Source organism: Pseudomonas sp. B21-051 (assembly GCF_024748795.1).
Taxonomy (GTDB): Bacteria; Pseudomonadota; Gammaproteobacteria; order Pseudomonadales; family Pseudomonadaceae; genus Aquipseudomonas; species Aquipseudomonas putida_A.
Map to the genome: position 1 here is coordinate 296,122 of NZ_CP087166.1, position 11,820 is coordinate 307,941.

Genomic DNA, 11,820 nt, shown 5'->3' on the forward strand with positions numbered 1-11,820 from the left:
ATCCAATGAGCAGCACTGCAAACAATGCTGAAGGCGAAAAAATTCTAATTGTTGACGACGATCCAGGGCTGAGCAGCCTGCTGGAACGTTTCTTCGTCAGCAAGGGCTACCGTGCCCGTGCCGTACCGAACACCGAGCAAATGGACCGTCTGCTGTCGCGTGAAGTGTTCAATCTGGTCGTCCTCGACCTGATGCTGCCGGGCGAAGACGGCCTGACCGCATGCCGGCGTCTGCGTGCGGCGAACAATCAGATTCCGATCATCATGCTCACCGCCAAGGGCGATGAGATGAGCCGCATCAAGGGCCTGGAACTGGGCGCCGATGACTACCTGGCCAAGCCGTTCAACCCGGACGAGCTGATGGCACGGGTCAAAGCGGTTCTGCGGCGTCAGGCCGCACCGGTGCCGGGCGCGCCGGGCAGCGAGGACGAAAATGTCACCTTCGGTGATTACGTGCTGTCGCTGGCGACCCGCGAACTGAAACGTGGCGAAGAAGTGCACATGCTCACCACCGGTGAGTTCGCGGTACTCAAGGCGCTGGTGATGAACGCGCGTCAGCCGCTGACTCGCGACAAACTGATGAACCTGGCCCGTGGCCGCGAGTGGGATGCGCTGGAGCGCTCCATCGACGTGCAGATTTCCCGTCTGCGCCGGATGATCGAACCGGATCCGTCGAAACCGCGTTACATCCAGACTGTCTGGGGCGTGGGCTACGTGTTCGTACCGGATGGCGCCGCTACCAAGTGATCGGCGATTTGTAGGAGCGGGTCTGCGCAGACCGGGTTGATCGACCCTCTACGCAGACTCGCAATCCGCAATATGCGAGCATGGCTCGCTCCTGCAAGTGTGTAACGGTTATCGATGAAAACCCCCGTCTGGTTCCCCCAAAGTTTTTTCTCCCGCACCCTTTGGCTGGTGCTCATCGTCGTGCTGTTTTCCAAGGCGCTGACCCTGGTTTATCTGTTGATGAACGAGGACGTCCTGGTGGATCGCCAATACAGCCACGGCGTCGCCCTGACGTTGCGCGCCTATTGGGCGGCCGATGAAGAAAACCGCGCAAAGATTGCCGATGCCGCAACCCTGATCCGGGTAGTCGGCGCCGGTGTACCGGAGGGCGAACAACACTGGCCTTACAGTGAAATCTATCAGCGGCAGATGCAGGCGGAACTGGGCGCCGACACCGAAGTGCGCTTGCGCATGCACTCACCGCCGGCGCTGTGGGTGCGTGCGCCAAGCCTCGGCGACGGCTGGCTGAAAGTGCCGCTGTACCCGCATCCATTGCGCGGCCAGAAAATCTGGAACGTGCTCGGCTGGTTCCTCGCCATCGGCTTGCTGTCCACCGCCTCGGCATGGATTTTCGTCAGCCAGCTCAATCAGCCGTTGAAACGCCTGGTGTATGCCGCCCGACAACTCGGCCAGGGCCGCAGTGTGCGTCTGCCGATCAGCGACACACCCAGTGAAATGACCGAGGTGTATCGCGCCTTCAACCAGATGGCCGAAGACGTCGAACAGGCCGGTCGCGAGCGCGAGCTGATGCTGGCGGGGGTCTCCCATGACTTGCGCACGCCGCTGACCCGCTTGCGTCTGTCGCTGGAGCTGATGGGTGATCGCAACGATTTGACCGACGACATGGTGCGCGACATCGAAGACATGGATGCGATTCTCGACCAGTTCCTCGCGTTCATTCGCGATGGTCGTGACGAGTCAGTGGAGGAGGTCGACCTGAGCGATCTGGTGCGTGAAGTGGCTGCACCGTACAACCAGAACGAAGAGAAAGTGCGTCTGCGTCTGGAACCGATCCAGCCGTTTCCGCTGCGTCGAGTGTCGATGAAACGCCTGCTGAACAACCTGATCGGCAACGCCCTGAACCATGCCGGCAGTGGCGTCGAGGTCGCGGCTTATGTGTCCGGTGATACCAGCGCGCCGTATGTGGTGCTGAGTGTGATGGACCGGGGGTCGGGGATCGATCCTTCGGAGCTGGAGGCGATCTTCAACCCGTTCACCCGTGGCGACCGTGCCCGGGGTGGTAAAGGTACGGGGTTGGGCCTGGCGATCGTGAAGCGGATTGCTTCGATGCATGGCGGCAATGTCGAACTGCGCAACCGCTCCGGAGGCGGACTGGAGGCGCGGGTGCGGTTGCCGTTGGGGTTGATGTTGCCGCGGGATGCGGTCTAACAGTTAAAAAAGATCGCAGCCTTCGGCAGCTCCTACAGGGTACGGATTCCCATGTAGGAGTTGCCGAAGGCTGCGATCTTTTGCGTTTAACCTTTGCCCTTGGTCCGAGTCATGTTCGGCCCGCCATTCTTCTCAAGGTGCTCGATGATGATCCCCGCCACGTTCTTGCCGGTGGTGGTCTCGATCCCTTCCAGGCCCGGCGACGAGTTCACTTCCATCACCAGCGGCCCATGGTTCGAGCGCAGGATATCCACACCCGCCACTGCCAGCCCCATGACCTTGGCCGCACGCAAGGCGGTCATGCGTTCTTCCGGGGTGATCTTGATCAGGCTGGCGCTGCCGCCGCGATGCAGGTTGGAGCGGAACTCGCCCGGTTTGGCCTGACGCTTCATGGCTGCGATCACCTTGTCACCGACCACGAAGCAGCGAATGTCGGCGCCGCCGGCCTCCTTGATGTATTCCTGGACCATGATGTTCTGCTTCAGGCCCATGAACGCTTCGATCACGGATTCGGCTGCGGTCGCGGTTTCGCACAGCACCACGCCGATGCCCTGGGTGCCTTCCAGCACCTTGATCACCAGTGGTGCGCCGTTGACCATGTCGATCAGGTCGGGGATGTCGTCCGGCGAGTGAGCGAAGCCGGTCACCGGCAGACCGATGCCACGCCGCGACAGCAGTTGCAGCGAACGCAGTTTGTCCCGCGAGCGGGCGATGGCCACCGATTCGTTGAGCGGAAACACGCCCATCATTTCGAACTGGCGCAACACGGCGCAACCGTAGAACGTCACCGACGCACCGATCCGCGGAATCACCGCATCGAAGCCTTCCAGCGGCTTGCCGCGGTAGTGGATCTGCGGCTTGTGGCTGGCGATGTTCATGTAGGCGCGCAAGGTGTCGATCACCACCATTTCATGCCCGCGCTCGGTACCGGCCTCGACCAGACGACGGGTGGAATACAGACGCGGGTTCCGCGACAGCACAGCGATCTTCATGCAACACCTGTGGAGGAGGTAGATACCGGGAACACCGGCTTGTCTTGTACATATTTGATACCCGGATTGACCACCAACTGGCCGTCGATCAGGGCTTTGGAACCGAGCAACAGGCGATAGCGCATGGACTTGCGGCAGGCGAGGGTGAACTCGACTGCCCAGACCCGATCACCGAGGGCCAGGGTGGTGCTGATCACATAGCGCACCTGCGCCTGGCCGTTGGAGCTTTTGATGGTTTTGCGCGTCACCAGCGGTGCTTCGCAGCGCCGGTGACGTAATTGCACCACCGTGCCCAGGTGCGCGGTGAAACGCACCCACTTCTCGCCGTCGCGTTCGAACGGCTCGATATCGGTGGCATGCAGGCTGGAGGTGCTGGCACCGGTGTCGATTTTCGCCCGCAGGCCTGCGACTCCCAGATCAGGGAGCGCCACCCACTCGCGCAGACCGACAACGGTCAAATGGTCAAATGTCTTCAAAGGTGCTCAACCGGCAGAAACCGCTCGGGCCGCGTACGGCCGAATTCGCGGTATTCACGCAGAATAAGGGTTAAAAGGCGACAGATATCTACGGCCCGGATCGCTGATCCCTCAAGCAGGTATCGGCTGGTGCGCATTGTAATCCGGGACGGGGTAATTCATGGCACGACAGAAACGGTAGTACAGTTCATCAATATTTCAGAATGAGGAAATTCCATGGCACAAAAAAGCGAAGAGGACGACAAGGTCCGTCTCGACAAGTGGTTGTGGGCGGCACGCTTTTACAAAACCCGGGCCTTGGCCAAAGCCGCCATCGAAAGTGGCAAGGTGCATTGCCGAGGCGACCGCTGCAAGCCTGGCAAAGAGCCACGCATTGGCGATGAGTTCGAAATTCGTACCGGCTTTGAAGAGCGCACAGTGAGGGTCGAGGCCTTGTCGATTGTGCGTCGCGGCGCGCCCGAAGCGCAGACGCTGTATACCGAGACCGAGGCGAGTATTGCCAAACGTGAAGCGGCTGCGGCGATGCGCAAGGCCGGGGCGTTAGGTGTGAGTACCGACGGCAAGCCGAGCAAGAAGCAGCGGCGGGATCTGTTTAAATTTCGTGGGAACAGCAATAGCGATTGACCGGCACGGCACATCATTGTGGCTAGGGAGCTTGCTCCCGCTGGAGGCCGAAGGACTCCCGATCCAGTCGATCATGTATTTCAAAGTACAACCGAGTCGACTGGTTCAGTGACTGCTGCGCAGTCAAGCGGGAGCAAGCTCCCTCGCCACAGGTGTGTGCAAACTGTCAGTTCGCGGCAGACACCACACTCATCCGCGAAACCAGCGGCAGCTTGCCCAGCAAAGCGAAAACCGGTGCAGTCACCTTCAGCCAGAAGTTGGCGGCGTGATAAGCGAACGGTGTGTAGTAACCCCAACCCAACGCCCACACTGCCAGCAACATGCCGCCGATGTAATCGTCCTGTCCCCAGTGCGCGCCGGCTACCAGACGTGGCAGCATGAACAGCAACGCCAGGCCCCAGATCGTCAGGAACTGGCCGACTGAGCGACTGAAGACCCCCATGAACAGCGCCCAGATCAGCAACACCGAAGCGTGGTCACCGGGGAAACTCTGGCTCGAGCGATCCTTCAGTTCCCAGGCTTTTTCCAGGTGCGGGAAGTAGTCACTCAGGTGCACTGCGCCTTCCAGCACCATCGATGGGCTGCTGTGCTGCCAGTCCATGTAGTCGGCGAATTTGGAAAACAGCGCGCGAATCACCACCATCAGCAGCAGAATCGAGAAAAAACCGAAGAAGGCGCGACGTACATCAATCGCCTTGAACACCCAGTCGCCCTTGATCAGCAGCGTCAGCAGAATCAGTCCGACGACAATGTCGAACGGACGCAGACTTGCAATTGCCCAGATGTGGAGCCATATGGGGTTGCTGGCCAGTGGTGCATTGAGCGAGCGGAACAGCCACTCGTCGAAAATCACACACAGCATCTGGCCCGTAGGCCATAACCAGAAAGCCAGTAGCGCCAATGGCACTACGTTGCACAGAACCAGCCGGCCGAGGTTCCACCGTGATTGGAACAAACCCGGATTGTTCATAAAATGCCTCCCGTGGCTGAACATTTCGCACCAAACGGGTGCGGAGAAGCGCGGGATTTTCATCTTTTGTAACCATTTTGTCATCAATTCAGATACCCAGACCTATGACCGACCTACCGGATACCGACTACACCCAACGCTTCATCTTCGATGACAGCGACACTCGCGGCGAACTGGTGGCGCTGGAACGCAGCTACGCCGAAGTTCTCGCCAAGCACTCGTACCCGGAGCCGGTCGCGCAATTGCTGGGCGAACTGATGGCGGCCGCCTCGCTGCTGGTGGGCACGCTGAAATTCGATGGCTTGCTGATTCTGCAGGCGCGCTCCGAAGGGCCGATTCCGCTGCTGATGATCGAATGCTCCAGCGAGCGCGAGATCCGTGGCCTGGCGCGTTATAACGCCGAGCAGATCGCCGCGGACGCGACCCTTGCCGACCTGATGCCGGGCGGTGACCTGACCCTGACGGTCGACCCGACGATTGGCCAGCGTTATCAAGGCATCGTCGATCTCGACGGCGAGACCCTGTCCGAGTGTTTCACTAATTATTTCGTCATGTCGCAACAGGTCGGCACCCGCTTCAAGCTGTTCGCCGACGGCCGCCGTGCTCGCGGAATGCTACTGCAGCAACTGCCGGCCGACCGCCTGAAAGACGAAGAAGAGCGCGCCGAAAGCTGGCAGCACATCACCGCGTTGGCCAGCACTCTGACCGCCGATGAATTGCTCAGTCTGGACAACGAAACCGTCCTGCATCGCCTCTACCACGAAGAGCAGGTGCGCCTGTTCGATGTACAGAACCTGCGCTTCCGTTGCAGCTGCTCGCGGGAACGCTCGGGCAATGCGCTGGTCAGTCTGGGTCTGGAAGACGCGCAGGCACTGGTGGCTGAACGCGGTGGCGAAGTCGAGATCGATTGCCAGTTCTGCAACCAGCGTTACCTGTTCGATGCGGCCGATATTGCTCAATTGTTTGCTGGCGCAGGCGTCGACACGCCGTCAGATACCCGGCACTAAAACGGTTCAGCGCAGGTAAATTCACTGCGTAACGACGGAATTTCGCCGTTACGACGGGAGGACCCTACTCTTTTTGGGCTTTTCTGGCATAATCCGGCCCACTTTTTTCGCGGTAGTAGTGCACGACTTTCTACTACAAAACGTTTGGAGCACACTCGGCCACTGGCCGACGGGGAACCTCATGACGCAAGCCAATAACGCCGTGTACACCGATCTGAGTGTTGATGATCTGGTTAAAGAAGCCCTGCAACGCGGTGAGGGCGAGCTTGCCGATACCGGCGCTCTGGTAGTCCGCACCGGTCATCGCACCGGTCGTTCGCCAGTCGATCGTTTCATCGTTGAAGAGCCTTCCACCCAGGCCGCTATCGCCTGGGGCCCGATCAACCGCAAGTTCCCGGCCGACAAGTTCGACGCGCTGTGGGCTCGTGTCGAGGCGTTCAACAACGCGCAAGAGCACTTTGTTTCCCACGTGCATGTAGGTGCGGCTGAAGATCACTACCTGGCCGTGAAAATGACCACTCAGACTGCCTGGCAGAACCTGTTCGGTCGTTGCCTGTTCATCAACCCGGCCCAGTACAACCCGGCCGGTCGTGAAGAGTGGCAAGTGCTCAACGTGGCCAACTTCGAGTGCGTGCCTGAGCGTGACGGCACCAACTCCGACGGTTGCGTGATCATCAACTTCGCGCAGAAGAAAGTGCTGATCGCCGGCATGCGTTACGCCGGTGAGATGAAGAAAGCCATGTTCTCCGTGCAGAACTTCCTGCTGCCGGCCGCTGACGTGCTGCCAATGCACTGCGCCGCCAACATTGGTGAAGAAGGCGACGTGACCCTGTTCTTCGGTCTGTCGGGCACCGGTAAAACCACCCTTTCGGCCGACGAAAGCCGTTACCTGATCGGTGACGACGAACACGGCTGGGGCGAAGGTGTTGTCTTCAACATCGAAGGCGGTTGCTATGCCAAGTGCATCGACCTGTCCGAGAAGAACGAGCCGGTTATCTGGAAAGCCATCAAGCACGGCGCTGTGCTGGAAAACGTGGTCATCGACGACGCCAAGCATGCCGACTACGCCGATGTCAGCCTGACCCAGAACAGTCGCGCGGCCTACCCGCTGGAGCACGTTGCCAAGCGTTCCGAGAAGAACCTGGGCGGCGAGCCAAACGCGGTGATCTTCCTGACCTGCGACCTGACCGGCGTACTGCCGCCAGTGTCGATCCTCAATGAAGAACAAGCGGCCTACCACTTCCTGTCCGGCTACACCGCACTGGTGGGCTCGACTGAAATGGGTTCGGGCAGCGGCATCAAGTCGACCTTCTCCACCTGCTTCGGCGCACCGTTCTTCCCGCGTCCGGCTGGCGAATACGCAGAACTGCTGATCAAGCGCATCCGCGGCTTCGGCTCCAAGGTCTACCTGGTCAACACCGGCTGGACCGGCGGTGGCTACGGCGTCGGCAAACGCTTCAACATCCCGACCACCCGTGCGGTGATCGCAGCGATCCAGAGCGGCGCGCTGATCGGTGCTGCCACCGAGCACCTGGACACCATCAACCTCGACGTGCCACTGGCCGTACCGGGCGTTGAAACCAACCTGCTCAACCCACGCAACACCTGGGCTGACAAGGCTGCGTACGACGAAGCGGCCAAGGCGCTGGCCGGTCTGTTCATCGAGAACTTCAAGAAGTTCGAAGTGAGCGAAGCGATCAAGGCTGCCGGGCCTAAGTTGTAAGATTTAGTTCTGGTGAATGAAAAAGCCGCCTCTTAGGGGCGGCTTTTTTGTGGGTGTTCATTTCTCAATGAGCCAATGCAATCAAAACATGAACCGGGTCGTTATGAATGGCCTTGAGCAAAGCTTTTGCCGGCCCGGTTGGCTCGCGACGACCCTGTTCCCAATTTCGTAGAGTGCCGAGTTGGACGTCGATCAGTGCCGCAAATTTGGCCTGGGTCAAACCGGTAGCTTTACGAATTTCTTTGACCTGCAATGCATCAACGTGGAATTCGCGAGAAGGTGTGCGCTCGCCTCGCACGATCTCATCCATCTCCTGCACACTTTCCATCAGCTCATCAAAAAATTTGCTCATGGTCATCTCCATTTTTCGATCAAGACCTTGAGTGCTTTACGCTCATCGCTGGACAGATCGTGTTGTTCATTTTTAGGGTAGATCATCAATAACCCGATTTGTGACGCCGAAACGAAGTGGTAGTAAATAACCCGTGCTCCGCCTTGCTTGCCGTGTCCTCTCGCTGCGATTCGGGTTTTGCGAATCCCGCCTGTGCCTTCAATTACATCGCCGATCGAAGGGCTTACAACCAGTTGCTTCTGAAAAGCGGCGTACGTGTCATCATCCAGCAGCTCTTTTACTCGACGGGTAAAGATTCGAGTTTCAATAAAAATCATCGTAAATGTACGCCATTGGCTTACCTTTCAGCAATGCTGAAGGGATTTGAGTAGATGACTGGCAAGTGATCGTTCTCATGTCGAACATGGGGACGATCCGATCACTCAACCTCAGACTGGAGCTTTCCAGTTGAGCATTCGTTGTTCGGCGACCTGCAACAGGTCAAAGCCTTCTTTCTTTGGTCAGCAGATACAGGGCGTGGGTGATGTGGGGAATGTCTTCGACGTCGGCTTGTTTGAAGCTGAGGCAGTACAGGGTTTTCAGCAGGTCGCTGGAGGCGCGCAGGCGCTGGACGGCGCATTCGAGGATGTCTTGCGGATTGGCCTCTGTGTAGATGATCAGGGGCTTGGTGTCGGTGAAGCTGGATTCGAGTGAGCGGTAGCGATCAAGGGGAAGCGGGTTCCATGCTTTCATAGTGTGTATTCCAAATGTCGTGAGGATTTATCCCACCCTGACCAAGCGATGGGAGGCGAACTGTGTTCGGGTTGGTCAACCGAAGGAACACACAAGTCCGGCACGCTCGAAGGCGTCCCAAACACAGCCACCATTAAGCGTGCAGACATTTGAATTGCCGGCAGCATACAACGGACGCATTTATGTGTCCCACCGGGTGACCAAGCCCGAGCCGCTGATTTGCCAGCGACAGTCACGACTATAGATAGGTGCCATCAAGCCGCGATAGGCGACAAAGAGTCGTGGCATGTAGGAACGGGATGAAGTTTTCATCGGACGTTCCTACCGGTCTTTCATCGTTTTTCAACGCAAATGCTGATACGCCGAAATATCCAGCAAACTGGTTGCCAGGCCGGTCGCCGGCTTGTAGATCTCGCCCTTCACGCTGGTGAACGGTACACCTTTGCTGCCCAGCGAAACGTAGCGCTCGCCTTGGTCCAGCTCGGTGAAGTAGGTGTAGGAATGTTTGTGCATCAGCTTGTATTTGGCTTCATCGCGTGCGATGCCGTTGGTGAGGTTTTCCAGATCGGCCTGGGTCAGATTCAACGTTTTTTGCAGTCGTACGCCCCAGCGTTTGAGGCAGGTTTCAGCGAGATGGCGCACGATGCGTCCGGGCTCGGACAGTGCTTTCAGATCACCGGCGCCAGTCGGGACGCCGCCACTGCTGGTGGCATTGCCGGCCATGGTGGCGTGGCGGCCAGCCATAGGATAAATGTAGGTTTTAGTGCCGGTAGCGGTCTGCGGGATGACGCAGCTGAAACCTTTGGAGCGTTCGTCACGAGCATAGAACGCTACATACTCTTTGACGTTGGCCGCGAGTTTGACCCGCTCTTCCTGAAAGTTACCAATGCCTGGCACGGGATCAAGAGCAAAGATATTGACCGGGATGTTTTTCAGCAGACTGTCCTTGAACATTGCATTGGCCAACATATGGCAACTGATGCCGCCTCGGCTCCAACCGACGAGATTGACTTGAGTAGGAATAACACCATCCTTGCGGTGGGTTTTGATGATTGCTTCCTGTAATTGCTGCTGGGTAATGCTGCGATTACCGTAATTATATTTGCGCCAGAACCAGGAACCCTCGGCTTTTACATCTTCGATCGGAATGCCGGCAGCTTTCAGGCGATTGTATTCGGCTTCAGTCAGTTGCTCGCGTTGCCAGTCGCACTTGCCCTTGATGATATTGAGCGCGTGCAACACGTTTTCTTCCCAGCCTTTGCCGAACAAGGTTCCGCTCATGCCGTATTCCTTGGTCTTGGTGAACAGGTCGTCGGCCTGCATGTTGCCGCTGCCGGGGCCATCGACCACGATCCACTCGGCAAACTCGTAACCCGTATGATTGGCAGCCAAGGTGGAAATCAGTTCGCCGTTCCAGAAGTTTTCGTGGGCTACGTCGAATTTATTGGAACCAGTGCCGCAAAAAAAGATAGTTAAAACAGTCATTGTGTTGCTCTCGGTTAAATTAAGAGTCAACAACTTAGGTCTTTTTTAGCTGTTTATTAAAGCATTCTGTTGTTTCTGGATTTTAGTTGTTTTCAGTGGGGTCTGATTGTTGGGGTTTATGTTTTGCGACTTCGAGCAAATCACAGCCGTCCTGCACTAGTAAATAAAGAGCATTGACGATGTTAGGTATATCTTTCACATCGGCCTGTTTGAAACATAAACAGTAAAGGGTTTCCAGCAGATCGCTGGCGGCACGCAGTCGCTGGTCGGCGGCATCAAGCAGATCGCGATGGCTGGAGTGAGTATCGATGACCAATACGGGATTTTCGTTGTAGCAAGTCTTCAAGGGGCGATAGCGGGTAATCATGGTCAGGCTTGTCCTTTACAAAGGCACTTGGGCGGGGCTGATTCAGTGGTCAGTCGCGCCGGCCACTATAGAAGTGGGTGGCGAGCACTCACAAGAGCGCCGCAATGGACGGCGTTCGTAGGGGATTTTCCGAGGGCCGGGCATATGCCCTACAAGGTTTTGCGGTTTTTGCGGGGTGAAGCCCCTAGCGCAGAAAATTCCCACAGGATTCACAGGCGTTTCTTGGCAGATCTATGTATGGTGCGCGCCAGAATCTGTAGGACGTTTCCAAGCGTCCGATACGCGCTTAAAGGGAATTGAGTATGCAGTGGCTACGTATGGCCTCGATTTTATTGCTGTGGGCCAGTGGTTGCCGTTTGGCCATGGCGTCTGATGCCGGCAACGGCTGGATGTTTGCCGACCTTCAACGCACGGGTTGGCCCGATGCGCTTTCCAGCCAGACCGGCATCGATACCGCCTCGCGCGCCGAGGTGTTGATGTTCGGCAGGACCCTGCTCGCCAGCGAAGCGCTGGACGAGGTAGGGCTGGTGCAGCGGCTGGGTGTGCCGCATGTGCAGCTCAAGTCGATCAGGCAGGTGCGTGACGGTCTGTGGGATCGTTTGCTAAGCACCTATCGCAACGCCAGCGTTGACTGTGACGGGCAGCCGTTCTGCCCGCGCGTGCGCAGTGTTGCGGAACTGCGGCAATTGGCGGCGGCCTTCACCGGTGACATCAGCCCGGCTCATGCGTTGTGGGCGAGCAAGAGCCAGGGCGTGCATGAGCAGGAGTTGAACGAGCAACTGCGAGTGGCGGTTTTGCGGCCCTGAACGGGTAAGTTTGCATCGCTGTTTTGTGCCTCTTCGCGAGCAGGCTCGCTCCTTCGAGTGGACCGATTTGTTTGCAGCATTGGCTGTATCATCCCGTATTGAATTGACCCAG

At 57.9% G+C, this 11,820-nt stretch carries 13 protein-coding genes and 1 pseudogene; 6 read left to right on the forward strand and 8 right to left on the reverse strand.

Annotated elements, in window-relative coordinates; translation table 11 throughout:
* Positions 1-5: 5 nt before the first annotated feature.
* The gene (gene ompR / locus LOY52_RS01295) at positions 6-746 is read left to right on the forward strand and encodes a two-component system response regulator OmpR (protein WP_003220637.1); all 741 of its coding nucleotides are present in this window, start codon (positions 6-8) and stop codon (positions 744-746) included.
* Positions 747-860: 114 nt separating this feature from the next.
* Positions 861-2,174, forward strand: a complete 1,314-nt coding sequence (locus tag LOY52_RS01300; protein ID WP_258677872.1) for an ATP-binding protein — start codon at positions 861-863, stop codon at positions 2,172-2,174.
* Between the two features lie 86 nt (positions 2,175-2,260).
* Here the strand turns inward: LOY52_RS01300 and rimK are convergent, their stop codons facing one another.
* Both rimK and LOY52_RS01310 read right to left on the reverse strand, forming a co-directional pair.
* A complete protein-coding gene (rimK, locus tag LOY52_RS01305; RefSeq protein WP_007949201.1) occupies positions 2,261-3,166 on the reverse strand; it encodes a 30S ribosomal protein S6--L-glutamate ligase in 906 nt (301 codons plus the stop codon).
* Positions 3,163-3,582 (reverse strand): ATP-dependent zinc protease, encoded by a 420-nt coding sequence (locus LOY52_RS01310; RefSeq protein ID WP_232324076.1) that lies wholly within the window; start codon positions 3,580-3,582, stop codon positions 3,163-3,165. The genes rimK and LOY52_RS01310 overlap by 4 nt, the downstream gene beginning before the upstream one ends.
* Positions 3,583-3,858: 276 nt before the next feature.
* Between LOY52_RS01310 and LOY52_RS01315 the strand changes: the two genes are divergently transcribed.
* Positions 3,859-4,266, forward strand: coding sequence for an RNA-binding S4 domain-containing protein (locus LOY52_RS01315; protein ID WP_098966686.1), 408 nt, complete (start codon positions 3,859-3,861; stop codon positions 4,264-4,266).
* A gap of 166 nt (positions 4,267-4,432) precedes the next feature.
* On the opposite strand, the gene LOY52_RS01320 is transcribed toward LOY52_RS01315, so the two are convergent.
* Positions 4,433-5,236, reverse strand: coding sequence for a phosphatase PAP2 family protein (locus LOY52_RS01320; RefSeq protein WP_096796730.1), 804 nt, complete (start codon positions 5,234-5,236; stop codon positions 4,433-4,435).
* Positions 5,237-5,340: 104 nt separating this feature from the next.
* Here LOY52_RS01320 and hslO point away from each other — a divergent pair, with 104 nt between their 5' ends.
* Complete coding sequence (gene hslO / locus LOY52_RS01325) at positions 5,341-6,243, forward strand: Hsp33 family molecular chaperone HslO (RefSeq protein WP_258677876.1); 903 nt, start codon at positions 5,341-5,343, stop codon at positions 6,241-6,243.
* A 181-nt stretch (positions 6,244-6,424) separates the two neighbouring features.
* Complete coding sequence (locus LOY52_RS01330; RefSeq protein ID WP_258677878.1) at positions 6,425-7,966, forward strand: phosphoenolpyruvate carboxykinase; 1,542 nt, start codon at positions 6,425-6,427, stop codon at positions 7,964-7,966.
* A 64-nt stretch (positions 7,967-8,030) separates the two neighbouring features.
* Here LOY52_RS01330 and nadS read toward each other — a convergent pair whose 3' ends face one another.
* From nadS to LOY52_RS01355, 5 genes and pseudogenes are all read right to left on the reverse strand, one after another.
* A complete protein-coding gene (nadS, locus tag LOY52_RS01335) occupies positions 8,031-8,318 on the reverse strand; it encodes a NadS family protein (protein ID WP_258677880.1) in 288 nt (95 codons plus the stop codon).
* Positions 8,319-8,320: 2 nt separating this feature from the next.
* Complete coding sequence (locus tag LOY52_RS01340; protein WP_258677882.1) at positions 8,321-8,635, reverse strand: type II toxin-antitoxin system RelE/ParE family toxin; 315 nt, start codon at positions 8,633-8,635, stop codon at positions 8,321-8,323.
* Positions 8,636-8,746: 111 nt separating this feature from the next.
* Positions 8,747-9,050: pseudogene (locus LOY52_RS01345) on the reverse strand (hypothetical protein).
* A 342-nt stretch (positions 9,051-9,392) separates the two neighbouring features.
* Positions 9,393-10,535, reverse strand: coding sequence for a hypothetical protein (locus LOY52_RS01350; RefSeq protein ID WP_258679815.1), 1,143 nt, complete (start codon positions 10,533-10,535; stop codon positions 9,393-9,395).
* Positions 10,536-10,617: 82 nt separating this feature from the next.
* On the reverse strand, positions 10,618-10,902 hold the full coding sequence (locus tag LOY52_RS01355; RefSeq protein ID WP_202370848.1) for a hypothetical protein: 285 nt from the start codon (positions 10,900-10,902) through the stop codon (positions 10,618-10,620).
* Positions 10,903-11,204: 302 nt separating this feature from the next.
* Here LOY52_RS01355 and LOY52_RS01360 point away from each other — a divergent pair, with 302 nt between their 5' ends.
* Positions 11,205-11,708 (forward strand): polysaccharide deacetylase, encoded by a 504-nt coding sequence (locus tag LOY52_RS01360; RefSeq protein ID WP_258677883.1) that lies wholly within the window; start codon positions 11,205-11,207, stop codon positions 11,706-11,708.
* Positions 11,709-11,820: the final 112 nt, after the last annotated feature.